The sequence below is a fragment of the Candidatus Hydrogenedentota bacterium genome (assembly GCA_035450225.1).
Taxonomy (GTDB): Bacteria; Hydrogenedentota; Hydrogenedentia; order Hydrogenedentales; family SLHB01; genus DSVR01.
Map to the genome: position 1 here is coordinate 15,413 of DAOTMJ010000021.1, position 19,297 is coordinate 34,709.

15 protein-coding genes are annotated in these 19,297 nt (G+C 61.3%); 10 read left to right on the forward strand and 5 right to left on the reverse strand.

The window, feature by feature from the left end:
• The first annotated feature begins 13 nt into the window (after positions 1-13).
• The 10 genes from P5540_12105 (at position 14) to P5540_12150 (ending at position 12,323) form a co-directional block, all read left to right on the forward strand.
• Positions 14-1,720 (forward strand): c-type cytochrome, encoded by a 1,707-nt coding sequence (locus P5540_12105; protein HRT65559.1) that lies wholly within the window; start codon positions 14-16, stop codon positions 1,718-1,720.
• Positions 1,717-5,181, forward strand: coding sequence for a molybdopterin-dependent oxidoreductase (locus P5540_12110; GenBank protein HRT65560.1), 3,465 nt, complete (start codon positions 1,717-1,719; stop codon positions 5,179-5,181). Before P5540_12105 ends, P5540_12110 begins: the two co-directional genes overlap by 4 nt.
• 2 nt (positions 5,182-5,183) lie before the next feature.
• Positions 5,184-6,314, forward strand: coding sequence for a dehydrogenase (locus P5540_12115; protein ID HRT65561.1), 1,131 nt, complete (start codon positions 5,184-5,186; stop codon positions 6,312-6,314).
• Positions 6,315-6,327: 13 nt separating this feature from the next.
• Complete coding sequence (locus tag P5540_12120) at positions 6,328-7,227, forward strand: ethylbenzene dehydrogenase-related protein (GenBank protein ID HRT65562.1); 900 nt, start codon at positions 6,328-6,330, stop codon at positions 7,225-7,227.
• A complete protein-coding gene (locus P5540_12125; GenBank protein HRT65563.1) occupies positions 7,224-7,874 on the forward strand; it encodes a molecular chaperone TorD family protein in 651 nt (216 codons plus the stop codon). Before P5540_12120 ends, P5540_12125 begins: the two co-directional genes overlap by 4 nt.
• 4 nt (positions 7,875-7,878) lie before the next feature.
• A complete protein-coding gene (locus P5540_12130) occupies positions 7,879-8,592 on the forward strand; it encodes a type 1 glutamine amidotransferase (protein ID HRT65564.1) in 714 nt (237 codons plus the stop codon).
• Positions 8,589-9,560, forward strand: coding sequence for a radical SAM protein (locus P5540_12135; GenBank protein ID HRT65565.1), 972 nt, complete (start codon positions 8,589-8,591; stop codon positions 9,558-9,560). The genes P5540_12130 and P5540_12135 overlap by 4 nt, the downstream gene beginning before the upstream one ends.
• Before the next feature lie 30 nt (positions 9,561-9,590).
• Complete coding sequence (locus P5540_12140) at positions 9,591-10,769, forward strand: putative sulfate/molybdate transporter (GenBank protein ID HRT65566.1); 1,179 nt, start codon at positions 9,591-9,593, stop codon at positions 10,767-10,769.
• A 60-nt stretch (positions 10,770-10,829) separates the two neighbouring features.
• The gene (mobB, locus tag P5540_12145; GenBank protein HRT65567.1) at positions 10,830-11,873 is read left to right on the forward strand and encodes a molybdopterin-guanine dinucleotide biosynthesis protein B; all 1,044 of its coding nucleotides are present in this window, start codon (positions 10,830-10,832) and stop codon (positions 11,871-11,873) included.
• 96 nt (positions 11,874-11,969) lie between these two features.
• Entirely contained in the window at positions 11,970-12,323 is a 354-nt protein-coding gene (locus P5540_12150; GenBank protein ID HRT65568.1) for a DMT family protein, read from the forward strand.
• Here P5540_12150 and P5540_12155 read toward each other — a convergent pair.
• The 5 genes from P5540_12155 to P5540_12175 form a co-directional block, all read right to left on the reverse strand.
• Positions 12,292-13,083, reverse strand: coding sequence for a TatD family hydrolase (locus P5540_12155; GenBank protein HRT65569.1), 792 nt, complete (start codon positions 13,081-13,083; stop codon positions 12,292-12,294). The genes P5540_12150 and P5540_12155 overlap by 32 nt on opposite strands.
• 19 nt (positions 13,084-13,102) lie before the next feature.
• Entirely contained in the window at positions 13,103-15,850 is a 2,748-nt protein-coding gene (locus P5540_12160) for a cation-transporting P-type ATPase (GenBank protein ID HRT65570.1), read from the reverse strand.
• 70 nt (positions 15,851-15,920) lie between these two features.
• Positions 15,921-17,033 carry an ABC transporter permease gene (locus tag P5540_12165; GenBank protein HRT65571.1) on the reverse strand — a complete coding sequence of 371 codons (1,113 nt, stop codon included), beginning with the start codon at positions 17,031-17,033 and terminating at the stop codon, positions 15,921-15,923.
• A gap of 87 nt (positions 17,034-17,120) precedes the next feature.
• Positions 17,121-18,071 carry an ABC transporter ATP-binding protein gene (locus tag P5540_12170; GenBank protein HRT65572.1) on the reverse strand — a complete coding sequence of 317 codons (951 nt, stop codon included), beginning with the start codon at positions 18,069-18,071 and terminating at the stop codon, positions 17,121-17,123.
• A 6-nt stretch (positions 18,072-18,077) separates the two neighbouring features.
• The gene (locus P5540_12175; protein ID HRT65573.1) at positions 18,078-19,208 is read right to left on the reverse strand and encodes an HlyD family efflux transporter periplasmic adaptor subunit; all 1,131 of its coding nucleotides are present in this window, start codon (positions 19,206-19,208) and stop codon (positions 18,078-18,080) included.
• Positions 19,209-19,297 lie beyond the last annotated feature (89 nt).

The window sequence follows — 19,297 nt, forward strand, 5'->3', positions numbered from 1 at the left end:
GTGGAGAGAAATCGTGACTGCTTTGAACGTTGAAAAAGTGGATCGCCGCATCAAATGGGCGCTGTTGATCGTCAGCCTGGCCACGCTCGTGCTGCTGGCGATCTCGGCTTTGCGTGAAAACGTCTTCGCCACGTGGCGCCTCGAACGCGGAAAATACGGCAAAATACTCAATGAAAAGGCATCCAACGAGCGTGAGCAGGCGTTGGCCGCCCAGTTTCGGACCGAGATTGTGCAGCATGTATTGCCGGAACTGAATGTGGTGGATCGTTGCGTGACGTGCCACACCGGCCTGGACGATCCGCGCATGACCGCCGAGACCAATCCGCACAAAACCCATCCCGGCGATTTTCTCGTCACGCATCCACCGGAGAAATTCGGTTGCGTGTCCTGCCACGGCGGCCAAGGCCGCGCCACGGAAAAAGACGACGCGCATGGCCATGTGCCCTACTGGCCGTCTCCGCGCATTGAAAAACCACACCTTTACGCGGGATGCGGTGGCTGCCACACCTATGTGGGGGTGCCCAATCTTGCCATGATCGAACGAGGGAAAGCCGCGGCCGAACAGTACCGGTGCATGGAATGCCATCGCATTGACGGTGCGGGCGGTTCGGCGCAAAACGATGCGCCGGATCTTTCCGAAACGGGGATCAAGGGCCCCGTGGCAAAGACTCGCTCCGTTTCCGAACACGGCACGTGTTTCTTATACGATCCCGCGGCTGCGATTCCCGAATCCGACCGCAACGTCCTGGAGCAATACCTCGCGACGCGCACGGGCGCGCCGGATCTCATTGCAGCCAAGGCCCTTTTCCATTCCGAAGGATGCCTGGGCTGCCACCAAGTCGCGGGCGTGGGCGGCGACGAAGGCCCCGACCTAACCCGCGTGGGCGAAAAAGAGGCGAGCCGGCTGGATTTCAGCCATGTCCCGGGCGATCGGACCCTGGCCAACTGGTTCAAGGCCCACCTTCGCGCGCCCGCACTCGTCGTGCCCGGTTCGCAGATGCCCGAACTCGGTCTGGACGAGGAAAAGGCCAACCTCTTGACGCTTTACCTGCTTTCGCTTCGCCGCGGCGTCGTGTCGCCCGCGCTCTGGCCCAAGGATCGCGTCCGCACCGAGCGGCTCGGCGAACGGGAATTCGCGACGGACGGCTGGACGCTTTTCACAAGTTTTTGCGCGGCGTGCCACGGTTCCGAAGGCCAAGGCATACGCTATCGCGGCCTGAAATCCTATCCCGCCATCGGCGGCTCGGACTTTCTGGCCGCCGCGCCCGACGCATTCATCCGGACGGCCGTCACGCAGGGACGCCCCGGCCGCCGCATGCCGGCGTGGGGTGAAAAGAAAGGCGGGCTGCGTCCGGATGAAATAGATGCGATTATCACCGCGCTGCGGGAACGGGCCGGCCAACCCGAACCCGAGGACGAAAAACCCGCCCGGTGGGTCGCCGCCCCTGCGCCCGGCATTCGCCCTGGAAACGAACTCTACATGGCGAATTGCGCGGGATGCCACGGAACGGGCGGCGAGGGCGGCGAAGGCCTAGCCCTGAACGATCCCGGACTGTTGCGGAGCGCCACCGACACCTACCTTGTCACCACCATTTCCAAGGGACGACGCGGCACCAAGATGCAGGGATTTGCCCAGGCCTCGCCCACGCATCCGGCGCTTACGCCCCGGGAAATCGAAAGCATTGTCTGGTTTATCCGCTCATGGGAGGACACGAAATGAGTAAGAAAGGCTTATCGCGCCGGGAATTTCTGTCGAACGCCGCCGCCGCCGGATTCGGGGCCTTGGCGGCCTCGGCCAGCCGCGCATGGGGATTGGAAGCCGTTTCCGATCCCTTGTCGGCCTACCCGGATCGCGGATGGGAAAAGGCCTATCGGGACTTGTGGAACTACGACGACAAGTTCACGTTTCTATGCGCGCCGAACGACACGCACAACTGCCTGCTTCACGGGTACGTGCGATCGGGTGTGCTGGTAAGAATCGGCCCCACCATGCGCTATGGCGAAGCACAGGACGTCGAAGGGCGGACCATGTCCCATCGATGGGATCCGCGCTGCTGCCAAAAGGGTTTGGCGTTGACGAGGCGCTTCTACGGGGATCGCCGTGTCAACCAGTGCATGGTGCGCGCGGGCTTCATGGAATGGTTCAAGGCCGGTTTTCCGCGCGAGGCCAACGGCCTGCCGCCCGTTCAATTCTTCAATCGGGGACGCGATGAGTGGATCCGCGTGCCGCACGACGAGGCCGCCGGCATTGTCGCCGCCGCACTCAAGAACATCGCCGAGAATTATTCGGGCGAGGAAGGACAGAAACGTCTGCTGGAGCAGCATTACGACGAGGCCACCGTCCAGGCGACCAAAGGGGCCGGCACCCAGACCCTCAAACTGCGCGGAGGCATGCCGCTTCTCGGTATCACGCGCGTGTTCGGCATGTACCGAATGGCCAACGCCATTGCCCTGCTCGACGCCGCGATCCGCAAGGTCGGCCCGGACAAGGCCTTGGGCGCGCGCGGTTTCGACAATTACAGTTGGCACACGGATCTGCCGCCCGGGCATCCCATGGTCACCGGCCAGCAGACCGTCGAATTCGATCTCAGCGCCGTCGAACACGCCAAGACCGTCGTGGTCTGGGGCATGAACTGGATCGCCACCAAGATGCCCGACGCGCATTGGCTGACCGAGGCGCGCATGAAGGGCACCCGCGTGGTGGTCATTGCCTGCGAGTATTCGGCCACGGCCAGCAAGGGCGACGACGTCGTGGTGGTTCGGCCCGGCACGACGCCGGCCTTGGCGTTGGGTTTCGCGCATGTACTGCTGAAAGAGAATCTGTTCGACAAGGAGTATGTAAAACGGTGGACCGATCTGCCGCTCTTGGTCCGCATGGACAACCTGAAATACCTTCGCGCCAAGGATGTGTTCGGATCCGATTTGGCCGCGTTGGGCAACGCGACCCAGGTGTTGGCCGACGGCGAGGCGCCGTCACCGCCCGGCGCGCAGAAAGAAACGCAGATTCCGGGAAAGATGCGGGCGGATTGGGGCGATTTCGTGTACTGGGATCAGGCCGCGGGCGCGCCCAAGCCGATCACGCGCGATCAGGTCGGCGCATTGTCCGCGGTGGCCGATCCGCTTCTCGAAGGGAGGCTGGACGTTACGCTGGCCGACGGGTCCACCGTGACGTGCCGTCCGGTATTCGACCTCGTGAAGGGGTATGCCGCCCATTTCGATCCCAAGACCGTCGAGGAATTGACGTGGGCGCCTGCCGCGACCGTCGAGGCGCTGGCGCGGCATTTCGCACAGGCGCCGGGCACGACGTTGTTTGCGATAGGCATGGGTCCCAACCAGTTTTTCAACAACGACAACAAGGATCGCGCCATTTTCCTGCTGGCCGCGCTGACGGGCAATGTGGGCCGTATCGGCGGAAACGTCGGCTCCTATGCGGGCAACTACCGGACGGCGCTTTTCAACGGATCCGGGCAATACATCGCCGAGGATCCGTTCGACATCGAACTGGATCCCGCCAAAAAGGCCCGGCCCAAGCAGTATTGGCGGGCCGAATCCGCCCATTATTACAATCACGAGGATCATCCCCTCCGGGTCGGCAACCGGCTGCTGACGGGCTCCACGCACATGCCCACGCCCACCAAGGCCATGTGGTTTGCGAACGCCAACTCGATCCTCGGCAACGTCAAGTGGCACTACAACACGGTCGTCAATGTGCTGCCGCGCATCGAAATGATCGCCGTCAACGAATGGTGGTGGTCGCCTTCCTGCGAATGGGCCGACGTGGTCTTCGGCGTGGACTCGTGGGCGGAACTCAAGTATCCCGACATGACCGCATCGGTTACCAATCCGTTCCTGCAGGTCTTTCCCCGCACGCCGCTTTCGCGGATATTCAACACACTGGGCGACATCGAAGTGCTGGCGCTCGTGGCGGGCAAATTGGCAGATCTGACCGGTGACACGCGCTTCAAGGACATGTTCAAGTTCGTAACGGAGAATCGCGTCGAAGTGTACTTGCAGCGGATCCTCGATAATTCGACCAATACGAAGGGGTTCAAGATCGAAGAACTTGAAGCGAAGGCGCGTGAAGGGATCCCCGCGATTCTGAACAGCCGCACCTCGCCGAAAGTCGTGGGGTACGATCAAATCGAGGATTCGAAGCCGTGGTATACCATGAGCGGACGCCTCGAACTCTACCGCGAGGAAGACGAATTCATCGAGGCCGGTGAAAATCTGCCCGTACATCGCGAACCGGTGGATTCGACATTCTATGAACCCAACGTCATCGTCGCGCCCAAACACGAAGTGATCCGGCCCGCAGGACCTGAGATTTACGGCGTGGAGCGGACGGACCTCTCGTGCGAGACGCGCTGCGGACGCAATGTGGTCCTGACGTGGGAGGAAACCCGCGCCACCGCCCATCCTCGCGCCGCCGAGGGCTACCGGTTCATCTTCCACACCCCGAAATACCGGCATGGCGCCCATACGACGCCGATTGACACGGACATGGTCGCCATCCTGTTCGGACCTTTCGGCGACATCTATCGCCGAGACAAGCGAAAGCCCTTCGTGACGGAAGGCTATGTGGACATCAACCCCGACGATGCGCGCGAACTGGGCATCGAGGACGGCGATTACGTCTGGGTGGATGGCGATCCGGAAGATCGCCCGTTTCGCGGGTGGCAGAACAATGCGCGTGATTACGAGTTTTCCCGCCTGATCTGCCGTGCGCGGTACTATCCCGGCACGCCGCGGGGCGTCACACGCATGTGGTTCAACATGTATGGCGCGACGCCCGGATCCGTCGAGGGCATCAAGACGCGCCCGGACGGCCTCGCGAAGAACCCGCGCACGAACTACCAGGCGATGTTCCGCTCCGGCTCGCACCAGTCGGCCACGCGCGGCTGGCTCAAGCCTACTTGGATGACGGATTCGCTCGTGCGCAAGGAAATGTTCGGCCAGACCATCGGAAAAGGCTTCCTGCCTGATGTGCATTGTCCCACCGGAGCGCCGCGCGAGGCTATCGTCAAATTCACCAAGGCGGAACCGGGCGGCATGGAGGGCGAAACGCTCTGGAGGCCGGCGGCCTTGGGATTCAGGCCGCGCTATGAAACGGAGTCCATGAAGGCGTATTTGGCCGGCGGATTCATCCGCGCCGGCTCCGACGACGGAAAGAAGGAGTTGTAATCATGGCGCGCGTGTTCAACTGGCAACTGAATCGGGAAATGGACTACTGGTACCCGGAGAATCGTCCGAAAAAACAATTCGCCGCCGTATTCGACATCAATAAATGCATCGCATGCCAGACCTGCACCCTGGCCTGCAAGACTACCTGGACCTCCGGTCGAGGCCAAGAGTACATGCTCTGGAACAATGTCGAGTCGAAACCCTACGGGTTCTATCCGTTGGGCTGGGACGTGAAATTGCTCGAAATGCTCGGAGAGCAACCCTGGAAGGGCGGCGTCTATGCGGGCCGCACGATCTTCGAAAATGCGCCCGCGGGCGAACGGGTCCTGGGCTGGCGTCCCGACGATCTCGACTACGCCTATGCCAACGTCGGCGAGGACGACTGCACGGGCGCCGTGGATCGTGGCGCCGGTCTTCAATTACCGCACATGAACTGGTTTTTCTACCTGCCCCGGATTTGCAATCACTGCACCTATCCGGCATGCCTGGCGTCATGTCCGCGTGCTTCGATCTACAAACGGCAGGAGGACGGCATCGTGTTGCTCGATCAGAAGCGGTGCCGGGGCTATCGCGAATGCGTCCGCGCATGTCCATACAAAAAAACCTTCTTCAATGCCTTGGGCGGAACCTCCGAAAAGTGCATCGCCTGTTTCCCGAAGATTGAAGGCGGCCTCCAGCCGCAATGTTTCGAGAACTGCATCGGCAAGATACGCATGGCGGGTTTTCTCTCGAAACCCGAAGAGGCCAAACCGGACAATCCGATTGACTATCTGGTCCACATTCGGAAGGTGGCGCTGCCGCTCCTGCCGCAATTGGGCCTCGAACCGAACGTCTACTACATTCCGCCCATCCATGCGCCCCGTGGATTCTTGGAGCAACTTTTCGGACCGGGCGCGCCCGCCGCGGTGGAAGCCTATCGCGGCATGGCTTCGGGCGACATGGATTTGGCGAGTCTACTGGTTCTTTTCGGATCGACACGCAACCTGGTGGCCCGATGGCGCCGTGACGGGGAAACCGTCGGCGGATGGGATCCGGCCGGCGCGGAAATCGTGCGCGTGCCATTGACGGAAGCAGTACACGTTCGCGAAGCGTTTGACGCCAAGTACGGCGTCATCCGCACGAACATTCCTTGAGGAGATTGTTTTAATGCGGTATTTTTCCGTTCTTCGGACCCTTTGGAGATCCAGCGCATGGGCCGTTTTGACGGTGGTAAGCGCTGCCGGTTGCGGCGCGAAGCAGCCGCCCGCTCCAGCCATACCCACGCAGGTGACCGCCGTGAACACGGATCGGATTCCCGGCGATCCCCAAGATCCCCAATGGGACGCCGTGGCGGCATTTCCGGCGGCGCTCATCCCGCAGGATGTGGTCGAACCGGGTTTGACGAAACCTTCCGTGCCAGAAGTTCGCGTCAAGGCTCTGACGGACGGGCGCCAAGTGGCTTTTCGGCTGGAATGGGATGACGCCACACCCAACGATTTGCCGCAGTCGGCCCATTTCAGCGATGCCTGCGCGGTGCAAATGCCGGCCGGCACGGGTGCGGATGCGCCGTCCGCCCAAATGGGCGAACCGGGCAAGCCCGTGGCCATCACCTTCTGGCGCGCATTCTGGCAGGCCGTCGCTGACGGACGCCTCGGTTCGCTCAAGGACTTGTATCCCAACGCGACGCCGGACCATTACCCATTCGAGGCGCCTGTCCTGGAAAAAGATCCCGCCGTGAAGGCCGCCGCCGCCGCCCGTTACGCCCCGTCCCATGCCGAAGGCAGCCAGATGGATGCCCCGCCCAACGCGCCGGTGCAGGACTTGATCGCCGAAGGACCGGGAAGCCTGACGCCTGTTGACCCGGCCGAGGTACAGTCCACGGGGCGCGGTCAACGTACCGCAAAGGGTTGGACCGTGGTGATTGTGCGTCCGCTGCCCGTTCCCGTGCTCGGACCCGCACTATCGCAAGTGGCGTTCGCGATCTGGGACGGCGGCAAGGATGAAGTCGGTTCGCGTAAGATGCGCACGGATTGGGCGCCCTTGGCGTTCACGGGTAAAAAGCCATGATGGAAGCGCCGGAGAGTGAAGTTTCAATCGAAAACCTGTTTCGCGATGCCGCGCGCTGGCGGCTGCTCGGCCTGTTATTCGAACCGCCGGAAGGCACTTGGCGCGAACAGGTCGAAAACATCGCCCGCGAAATCGGCGATCCGGATTATCAGGCTGTGGCGGCGTTGGCCATCGAAGAAGCATCGCCCGGGCTGTACCACGGCACGTTGGGTCCCGGCGGTCCGGCCAGCCCCCGCGCCGTGACGTACGATCGGGCCATTCAACCCGGCCAGCGGCTCGCGGAACTGGCCGCACAATATCAGGCGTTCGGTTATTTGCCGGCACTTTGCGAAGCGCCGGATCATGTCGCGATCGAAACGGGTTTCGTGGCCTATCTGCGCCTAAAGGAAGCGTATGCCGTTGCGCGGGGCGATATCGAGCATGCCGAAATCACACGGGATGCGGCCCGACAATTCATCACGGTTCAATTGGCGCCAATCATTCAACCCTTGGCCGAGCGGCTCTCGGAAGGCGCGATCCCGTATCTCGCGCAAGCGGCGACGCTGCTGCTTGAAAGCGTGGAAAACGCTGGCACGGAACACGCCACGAACGACTGCGCGCCGGCCGCGTGCCGCGTCGAGGCCGGGCTGGGAATGGCCGGGAGTTGATTCGATGCGGATGCACTTCCTGCTGCATGTTCCCTTTGAAGGGCCCGGCGCCATCGAGCCGTGGGCCGTCCGAAAAGGCTTCGCCGTCACGAAAACGCGTTTCTGGCTGAACGAATCCCTGCCGGATCCCCGCGAGATTGACTGGCTGGCGATCATGGGCGGCCCGATGAGCGTCCACGACGAACAGGACTATCCCTGGCTGGCGCAGGAGAAGGCGTTTATCCGCGAGGCGATCCGACTCGGCCGCACTGTCCTTGGGATATGCCTCGGCGCGCAATTGATCGCCGAAGTGCTCGGCGGAAAGGTGCACAAAAACGCCCACAAGGAAATCGGCTGGTTTCCGGTCGCGCTGACGGATTCCGGACGGACATCAGCGCCGTTCAACGCGCTGCCCGCGACTTTTCCGGCATTTCACTGGCACGGCGAGACCTTCGACATTCCCCCCGGAGCCATCCATACCGCGGCCTCGGAAGCATGCGCCCATCAGGCTTTTTCATATGGCCGACATGTGGCGGGTCTCCAATTCCATCTCGAATACACCGCAGACGGCATTGAGGCCATGCTTGAGAACTGCGGACACGAAATCCAACCCGCGCCCTTTATCCAGTCCAGAGAGGCGATCCGCGCGGGCTCCGCCGCGGTCGCGGAGATGGGCGGCCATCTGGAGGCGCTGCTGGATGCGCTTGAACGCGCATCGGCAGAGGAGGAGGCTGAATGACCGGCGGCGTTTTTCGCGATCTCGCGGTGCGGCTTTCCGTCACGGAACAATGCCAGCTTCGATGCCGGTATTGTCTACCGCAAGGCGGCTGCATGCCGCCATGTTCCGGCCCGGCGCTTGACGCCGAAGCGATCCGGTTGCTGTTGCATGCGCTTCACGACGAATTCGGCATTCGTAAACTGCGCTTTACCGGCGGAGAGCCGCTGCTTCGCCGCGACATCGTGTCCATGATACGGTCCGCCGCCGATCTCGGCATACCCGACATCGCCCTGACGACAAATGCCCAGTTGCTGGCCGGAAAGGCGATCGCCCTTCGGCAGGCCGGTCTTCATCGTGTGAACATCAGCTTGGATTCGATGCGTCCCGGTGTGTTTGCCGGGATCACGCACGGCGGCCGGCTGGAAGCAACGCTGCGGGGCATTCGGGCCGCCATGGACGCGGATCTTCGTCCCATCAAGTTGAACATGGTCGTCATGCGCGGCATCAACGACGGGGAAGTGAGCGATATCCTGCGGTTCGGATTGGAAACCGGTTGCCATGTCCGTTTTCTCGAATTGATGCCCATCGGCGTGGCGCGAACGGAATTTCATGAACGATTCGTCTCTTCGGACGAGGTTCGGGAACGGCTCGGGGATTGTTGTTTGTGGCAGCCCATGATTGACGCGCAAGATTCGAGCAGTCGAAACTGGAAAGTGTCCGATGCAAGCGGCCGCGCCACCGTCTGCGGATTCATTTCGCCGGCCAGCCACCCATTTTGCGGCGGCTGCCGCCGCGTGCGAATCACGGTGGGCGGCGAACTGATTGGATGCCTTGCCCGTGGGCGCCGTCTTCCGCTTGCGGCGGCGCTGTCGGTTGCGGCCCGTGGAGACCATTCGTTGCTGGCCCGGAGTATCGGCAGGGCGTTTGCCATGAAACAGGGTGCAATGTTTCAAACCGGCACCGATTGTATGGCGAACGTCGGAGGATAAGGCGTGTCTGGATGCGCGAAAACAATGGACGTGAAATCCCGAAGCCAAAGAAGCGGTATTTCCTTCGGATTGCGGGAATGGTCGGGCGCATTTGGCGATATCGGAACGGATCTTCCGCTTCTTGCGGGCATGTTGATGGTTTCCGGCATGCCGCCCGTGCGGGTATTGATCGTCTTCGGCGTATTGCAGATGGCATCGGGCTGGATCTACCGGATACCGATGGCGATCCAGCCCCTGAAAGCGGTGGCCGTGCTAGTGATCGCCCAAGGCATTTCGTACAATATCATCGTGGGTTCGGGCTTGGCGATCGGCCTCGCCATGTTGGTGCTGACGCTTTCCGGAGGGTTGCAGGCGCTCGCGCGGTTGATCCCGGGATCCGTGGTGCGCGGCATCCAGTTCGGTTTGGGCCTCAAACTGTGCCTGCTGGCGTTGCAACAATACGTGGGCGGCCAGGGTTGGGAGGGCTGGCTGCTGGCTTTGGCCGCCGCCGCGCTCATGCTTTCCTTGGCCGGCCAAACCCGTGTGCCCGTGGGCGTGCTCTTGATCGTTTTAGGCGCCGGTGCGGTTCTTTGGGGAGGCGTGCCGTTTTCTACGAAGTGGACCGTATCCGGCATTGCCGACAGTTGGCGCATTCCTTTGCCAAGCGACGTCTGGACAGGATTCCTGCTGCTCGCCTTGCCACAGATACCGCTTTCACTGGGCAATTCGATCCTTGCCACCCAACAACTCGCGGAGGATTGGTTTCCCGAACGCGGGATTACGGTCCGCAAGATTGGAATGGGCTATTCGCTGTTCAATATCGTCGCGGCGCTTGTCGGCGGCGTTCCGGTGTGCCACGGTTCGGGCGGCTTGGCGGGCCACTACGCGCTTGGCGGCCGGACAGGCGGCTCGGTCATCCTGTACGGCGCCTTCTATCTGGGCCTTGGTCTTGCCATTTCATTGGGGGCGCACAATGTGCTCGCGTTTTTCCCGCTGCCGATTCTGGGGGTTATCCTGGCGCGCGAGGGCTTTGTCCTGATGGCCCGCCTGAAAACGCTGGCCGACGACCCCCTCGGCTGGAAGGTGGCCGTGCTGGTGGGTATACTGGCCGCCGCCGTGCCCAATGGATTCGTGATTGGAACGATTGCGGGCACGGTGTTGACGGCGGCCGCCCGGCGTATGACCGCCGTGTCCACGGTGGTATCGGTTGCCGGAACGCAGAGTGAATGAACATGAAGATCGTTGGCGCCGATTGTGTGCTGTCCGGCCGATTTCAATGGAGGTCGCGCTATGGATGAAAACGTCTTGGCGCGCTTGCCGGTGCTGCTGATCACGGGATACAGCGGTTCGGGGAAAACGACGGTCATCGAACAACTGATTCCGCGTTTGATCGCCGACGGGTTGACGGTCGCCGTGATCAAACACGACACCCATGGCCTGCACGTGGATCGTCCCGGAAAGGACAGCGACCGGTTTTTCCAGGCGGGCGCGACGGTCATCGCGCACGGACCCAACGAGGCCTTTCTTCGTGTGCCGCCGGAACGCGCATGGGACCTCGAAGCCGCCGCGATCCATCTGCTCAAGTCGCACGATCTGGTGTTGGTGGAAGGGCACAAAAAGACCCCGATTCAGGCGAAGATTTGGCTGCGGGGCGAAGCGGACGATCCGCCGCCGCCGGAAGCAAGCGACGCCATCATGGATCTGAAGCGCGCCGATCCGCGCCTGGAACGCATTTATGCCTTTATCCATTCCTGGATGGAAAAACAATGGCTCGGCGCTCCCGTGCATGCGGGCATTCTTATCGGCGGCCAATCATCCCGCATGGGCCGGCCCAAGCATCTGATCGAACAGGGCGGCGCAACCTGGATGGAGCGCATCGCCGCATCCCTCGCCGGACATGCGGATTCCGTTGTTGTCTTGGGGAAAGGCGAATTGCCCCCGGCCCTGCACGGGTTGCCGCGCCTGGCGGATGCGGCCGGGAGTTCCGGTCCGATAGCGGGCATGCGCGCGGCCATGCGCTGGGATCCGCTGGCTTCCTGGTTGTTCGTGGCCTGCGACATGCCTTTAGTCAATGCAGAGGCCGTCGCATGGCTACTGGGACATCGCGCCCCCGGACGCTGGGCTGTCATGCCCTGGAGCGGTCCCGATCGGGTCGAACCGCTGTTTGCCCTGTACGATTTTCGCGCGGCCTCCTTCATCGAGAAAGTTGACGGCCCCCGATCCCTGGTTGATTTTCCGCACGTTTACACGGCCGATATCCCCGACAGATTGCGGGACATCTGGAAAAATTTCAACAGCGACGGGGATCTTCGCGCGTTTGAAGCCCAAGACTAAGGCCATTGCGGTTGGTTCGCGCCAAACATTTGATGGCTGCGCATCCGGTTTTGTAAGATTCCCTCCCCAAAGGAATTCTTCCCAAAGGCCGATTCGATGAGCAGATTGTCTACAATAGTGTTGTTGGTGTGTTCAAATTTCTTTATGACCTATGCGTGGTATGGTCATTTGAAGGATTTCCGGCACAAGACTTTGCCAATGGTCATCGCGCTGAGTTGGGGCGTGGCTTTTTTCGAGTATTGCCTGCAAGTGCCCGCGAACCGAATCGGGTTTCAGTTTTTTTCGCTGGCGCAGCTCAAGGTGCTGCAGGAAATCATCACGATGGGCGTATTTGCCGTTTTCTCCGTGGCGTACATGCGCGAGGAACTCAAGTGGGATTTTGTCTGGGCGGGACTCTGTCTTGTGGGCGCGGCCTATTTCATGTTCCGGCAGATGGGGGCGGCACACTGAGCCGTAACGCGCGCATGGCGTTTTCCCTGATATGTCCCGCCAGGGTTTCCGGCGGGATGCCCTTGATTTGCGCGACGGCTTCGCCGGTGTAACGCACATGCAAGGGCTCGCACCGCTTGCCGCGTAGCGGCTGCGGCGCCAGATAGGGGCTGTCGGTTTCGACCAGCAGGCGTTCGACCGGAACGACGGCCGCCGCCTCGCGCAACGGCTGCGCTTTTGGATAGGTCGCGTTTCCCGCGAAGGAAACATACAATCCCCAATCCAAGCAGCGTCCGGCAAATGCGGCGTCGCCGCCGAAACAGTGCATGACACCGCACGGTTTCGAGGATGCGGACTCAATGATGGCCGCGAGATCGTCTTCCGCCTCGCGACAGTGAATGACGACAGGCAGGCCGAGCCGGGCGGCCATGTCCAGTTGTGCGGCGAATGCGCGGCGTTGGTCCGCGCGCGGCGAGAAATCGTAGTGATAATCGAGTCCGATTTCGCCGATCGCGCAGACTCTTTCGCGCCGCGCCATGGCTTCGATGGCGGCCAGCGCGGCCGCATCGGCGTGTTTCGCTTCATGCGGATGAATGCCGGCGGTGGCGTAAACGCCCGCGCGAACCAGTCCGCAGCCCCGTTCGCTCGAAGCGACGCTGTCGCCGATGACCACAATCCAATCCAGTTCCGCCAGCGAGCGTTCCAATACGGCGTCGCGATCGGCGTCGAACGCTTCATGCTGCAAATGGCAGTGCGTATCCACCCACCGGTATTTGGTCATGGCATTATCCGCCGGGCATTCATGCGCCATTGGCCAAGGGAGGCTTGTCCGGGATGGAAGACGTTTTGACACGCATCCATTTCTCAAGCCCCACAACGCAGTAGACGACGAATCCCGTCGCAATGACGACGGCCCATTCTGCAACACCGATGGCTTCGCTGCCAAAAAGCCGGTTCATAAAGGGAAGGTGGGTAAACATGACTTGCAGGATGGTCATGATCGAAACGCCAACCAGTATCCATGGATTGGAAAACACGCCCAGCCGAAACATCGAGTAACGCAACGAGCGGCAATTGAAAAGATAAAAGAGTTCGCCAAAAACGAACACATTGACCGCGACGGTCCGGGCTTTGGCCTCGGATTCGCCCTGGAACATCTCCCATTCGAACATACCGAATGCCCCAGCCAACAACAAGAAGCCGACGAGCATGATGCGGACCAGCAGTGTTTTGGTTAGAATCGGGCTGCCGGGATCCCGGGGAGGCTGGGCCATGATGCCGGGTTCCTTGGGTTCAAAAGCGAGCATCAAGCCCAGCAAAACGGCGGTGGTCATGTTGATCCACAGGATCTGAACGGGAAGGATTGGCAAGGTCTGGCCTGCGATGATCGCCGCGAGAATGACCAACCCTTCGCCGAGGTTGGTGGGAAGGGTCCATGTAATGAACTTCACCAGATTTTCATAAACGCCCCGGCCTTCCTCGACCGCCGCCTCGATCGAGGAGAAGTTATCGTCCGTCAGGACCATGTCGGCGGCTTCCTTGGCGACTTCCGTGCCCGTGATGCCCATGGCCACCCCGATATCGGCCTGCCGCAACGCCGGCGCGTCGTTCACCCCGTCGCCTGTCATGGCGACTACATGTCCCCTGGATTGAAGCGCCTGCACCAGCCGGAGTTTCTGTTCAGGCGCCACGCGGGCGAACACGGAATTTTCATGCGCGCCCGCGGCCAGTTCCGCATCGGAAAGCGCGGCCAGTTCCTTGCCCGTCAACGCGGAGGGCGGCGTCCCGGTTTCGCCGCTGCGTCCCAATCCGATTTCGCGGGCGATGGCGACTGCGGTGCCGGCGTGATCGCCCGTAATCATCTTCACTTCGATGCCCGCGCGCCGGCATGCGCGAACGGAGGCGACGGCTTCGGGACGCGGCGGATCAATCATGGCTTGAAGCCCAAGGAACGTCAAGTTCCCGCGGACGGTCTCATGACGGATGTCATTCGTTCCGGGCGCCATGTCGAGCCGCGCAAATGCCAGCACCCGCAGGCCGCGCGAGGCCATGGCGTTCACCTGCGCATGGATTGCCGCCGGATCCAACGCGACGGATTGGCCCGATGCATTCATCGCCGTTGTGCAACGCGAAAGGATGCTTTCGACCGAACCTTTCATGTAAACGATTCGGTTTTTTCCCTCGTCCGCATGGTGGAGTGTGGCCATGTACTGATATTCGGATTCGAATGGAATGGCGTCAACGCGGGGAAATCGGCGTTGCAGCGTTTGCGGATCAATCCCCGCCTTGCGCGCCGCCGTAATCAGGGCGGCTTCGGTGGGATCGCCCTCGATGCGCCAGCCGTCGCCGGTCTTGTTCACGCGGGAATCGTTGCAAAGCGCTCCCGCGTGGAGGCACTCCATCAACGCCGTGTTTGTTCCGGCATCCACATGATCGGCGTTTTCCGTGGAAAGCGTCCCTTCCGGCGCATAGCCCACACCCGACACAAAATAGGTCGTGTTGCCGGCGTAAACCTGCTGGACGGTCATTTCGTTCTGGGTGAGGGTGCCGGTTTTGTCCGAACAGATGACCGTCGTGCTGCCCAGTGTTTCGACCGCGGGCAATTTGCGGATGATGGCGTTTCGCCGGGCCATCTTGGACACGCCGATGGCCAGGGTAATGGTCATGGCGGCGGGCAATCCCTCCGGAATGGCGCCGACGGCAAGCGCCACGGCAGCCATGAACATGTCGAGCCATGCCTCGCCGCGCAGCAGGCCCACCGCGAAGGTCGCGGCGGCCATGGCCAATATCACGTACAGCAACACATGGCTGAAATGCGCGATGCGCTTGGTCAGGGGGGTGGCGAGGACATCGGCGGACGCGATCAACTCGTTGATCCGGCCGATTTCCGTATGATCCCCGATGGCGACAACCACGCCCCGGCCGGTTCCGTATGTGACCAGGGTTGACGAATAGGCCATGTTGTTGCGATCGGCGAGCACGGTGTCGGGTTCGAGTTCGCGTGTGTGTTTTTCGACCGGGACCGATTCGCCGGTAAGCGCCGATTCGTCAACCTGCAATTCCCGCGAGTGCAACAACCGCAGATCGGCGGGCACCTTGTCGCCGGATTGCAGCACGACCACGTCGCCCAGAGTCAATTCCGCGGCGGGAATCGTCTTTTTTTCTCCTCCGCGAATCACCGTCGCATCGCTTGTCATCGCATGGGCCAGCGCCTGAATGGCCTTGACGGCTTTCGACTCCTGGACAAATCCAATGATTGCGTTGACCAGGACGACGCCGAAAATGACGCCCGAATCGATCCACTCCTGTAATCCCGCGGTAATCAGGGCAGCCGCCAGCAGGATGTAGACCAATGGCTGGTTGAATTGCAGCAAAAAACGGACAAGGGCGCTTTGGCCTTTTGAAGGGGTAAGCGCATTGCGTCCATGGCGTTCCTGCCGCCGGGCCGCCTCGGCCGCATCGAGTCCGTGCTCGGCATCGGTTTCCAGTAATTCGAGTACGTTGGCGGCCGCCAAATGGTGCCATAATTTGTCCGTGTCCGTATTCATTGGATTTGCCCTCGTTTTTGGCTATTCTGGCGCCGATCGCCAATTGTCATTCTATCGGAAAAAGCCCCTCTTATGAAAGTGTTTTCCGGAAACGCATCGCGCAAATCGTGAGAAGGACGACACCCATGCCGACCAGGATAAGCGCGGGTTGCCAGAGTTCGGCGAAGCCTGCGCCGCGAATGATGATCCCGCGCAGGATGCGGATGTAATACGTCAGGGGTATGCCTTGTGCAAGGACGTAAATCGGCGTGGGCATCGTTTCCTGCGGAAAGATGAAACCCGACAGGAGCACCGACGGAAGAATGATTAGAAAAGCGACTTGGACGGCCTGAATTTGTGTTGTTGAAAGGATCGAAACAAGAAGTCCGAAGCCCAGCGCCGTGAACAAGAACGGCGCCGAGAACAACGCGAGCAACCCAAGGCTTCCTTGAATGGGCACGCCGAACAGGAACCGCATAAGCCCAAGGACAAGCGCCGTTTCGAATCCGCCTATGACAAAAAACGGGATAAGTTTGCCCAGCATAAGGCCGAATCGCGAAACCGGCGTCACCATGAGTTGTTCGAGCGTGCCGTTTTCCTTTTCGCGCACGATGGCGAACGCGGTGAGGATCATGGTGACCAGTTGCATGACAAGGCCGGCAAGCCCCGGCACCATGAAATTGGCCGTTTTCATGTCGGGATTGAATAGCACGCGCGTGCGCGCTTCAATCGGGACTTGGTCCATGCCCACTGTCCGGCCCGCGATGGCCAGCGAACGTCGCAAGGCGATTGCGTTGCTCACATTGAGCGCCTGCATGGCGACATTGGAATTGCTGCCGTCCACGAGGACTTGCACGGCCACGCTTTCGCCCGCAAGGAGTTTGTCGGTATAGTCCGGCGGAATTTTGATGCCGACTTGGGCCCGGCCCGCCACGATGGACTCGAACAACGCCGCGTCGGATTGCGGCGTTTCCGTGACGTCGAAAGTGCCCGTGTTGGTAAACGCGTCCACGAGTTCTCGGCTTTGCTGGCGGCCGTCGAGATTGTAGACCGCCGTGGCAATGTGCTTGATGTCGAGATCGATCGCGTAGCCGAACACGGTCAGTTGAATGCTCGGAACAAGCAGCATCAGCACCAGCGTCTTCGGATCCCGGAAGACGTGGATGGTTTCCTTGTAGACGATGCTGGTCAGTCCTTTAAACAAGACATCAGGCTCCAATCAATAAGAGATCCGTCGGATCCGTCTGATCGGTCAAATCTGTCGGATCCGTTGGTTCGAGCGCCCGCAATGCTATTGGCCATTTCTTTCCAGATCCCTGCTTCGGGTCAAGGTAACGAACACGTCTTCGAGCGTCGGCTTGATCGGGCGCACCTCGACGCCCTCGAATCCGCCGCCGGCCAAGTCGTGTGCAATGCGATCTTCCGCGCCCATCGAAGCCAGCACATGCAGCACGTCGCCGAAAATGGTGGCATCCTGGACGTACTCGAAAGTGTTCAGCATACGCATCGCATACGGCGCGCGGGGGCATCGTATTTCGAGACGCTGCATTCCGGCGGGGGTAACATCCGGCAGTTGCTTGAGGTCGCCCGGCGTGCCGCACACGATCAATTTCGAGAAGTAAATATAGCCGATATGGCTGCACCGTTCGGCTTCGTCCATGTAGTGGGTCGTCACAAAAAACGTGAAGCCCTGTCCGGCCAGATCGAACAGGAGGTTCCACAAATCCCTCCGGGCCACCGGATCGATGCCGGCGGTCGGTTCGTCAAGAAACATCATACGCGGACGATGCACCAGCGCGCAGGCAAGCGCCAAGCGCTGCTTCCAGCCACCCGACAATTCCGAGGCGAGCCGTTTGCGGTAATCGCCGATGCCGACGATTCCGATGACGTCCTCGATGCGGTTCCTTCGTTCATGCCGCGGAATGCCATAGACCCGCGCATAGAACGTGAGGTTTTCCATGACGGTCAGATCGGTGTAGAGGCTGAATTTCTGGGACATGTAACCGATTTCGTGCTTGACCGCCTCGCTGTCGCGCACGGTGTCGCAGCCCATGACGGTGGCGCTGCCCGCCGACGGCCGCAACAAACCGCACAGCATCCGGATCAGCGTGGTCTTGCCGGACCCATTGGGACCGAGAAAACCGAAAATCTCGCCTTCCTCGATATTGAGATCCACGTGGTCAACCGCCGTGAACGATCCGAAGCGGCGGGTCAGCCCGGTGGTTGTGATCGCGGGCGCCATGTCGCGCTACTCCGCGGCATGCGCCGGCAGATGGGCCGTCACGGTCATTCCTGCGCGCAGTTTGCCGCCGGCGGAATCGAGTTTCACCTTGACGCCGAAGACCTGCTGGGCGCGTTCCTCCTTGGTCTGAAGGTTGCGCGGGGTGAACTCGCCCTGGCTGGCGATTTGGGCGATCGTGCCCTCGAACTTCTCGTCGCCGTAGGCATCCGCGGTCAGCACGACTTTTTCGCCGATGCGCAATTTCCCGAGCGTAAACGCCGAGACGTAGATGTGGACTTCCAAATCTTCGGGATCGACCAGCGACGCTACCGCGCCCGGTTTGACGATATCGCCGGGGTGAATGTCGAGCGATTCGACCACGGCATCCCGGGGCGATACGACTACCATTTCTTTCGCGGCGATTGTCGCGCGCTGCACATCGGCTGCAGCAGCATCGCGCACCGCGCGCGCCGCGTCAATGTCTTCCTTGCGCGCGCCGTTCTTGATGAGGTCGCAAGCGGCTGCCGCCTGCTCGTAGGCGGCTTTCGCCATGGCGATTTCTTCCGATCGCGCACCCTCGACGGCGATATCGAGCCGTTCCGTGGCGGTGCGCAACTGGGCCTCGGCTGCTTCGAGCGCATGGGCGGCCCGATCGTAAAGCTGTTCGGACGCGGCGGATCCTTCTCGCAGTTTCTTTACGCGTTCAAATTCCGTTTGGGCTTCATCACGGGCGGCGCGCGCGGCGTCCACCGCCGCCGAGGCTGCACGCACTTCCTGCCGGCGCGATCCTTTCTGCGCCATCTGATACTGGGCTTCGGCCCGTGCGGCCGCTGCCTCGGCCTGTCGGATTTCCTCGGGGCGGGCGCCGTTTTCCAACTTGGCCAGCGTCGCTTCCGCCTGCGCGAGGCGCGCCCGCGCCGCGGCGATGGCGGCTTCGGCCTCATCGGTTTCGAGTTTTACGAGGATGTCGCCCTGCTTGACGCGCGCCCCTTCTTCTACCAGCACCTCGCTTACGCGCCCGCCCACGCGCGAGCCCACGGCGACATTGACGGCTTCAATCTGCCCGGTTACCTCGACCATGCCGTTATTGCCGCCATTGCAACCGGCAAGGGCCAAGGCAACGAGCAACCATCCGGTTAGTTTTCCAAGGTCAGCCACCGCGGCATCCTCCAATGTGCGCATCCGGCGGAAATCATACACGACCGGCGGACCTTTGCGCGACAAGACGTCCGACACTTTCTTGACGA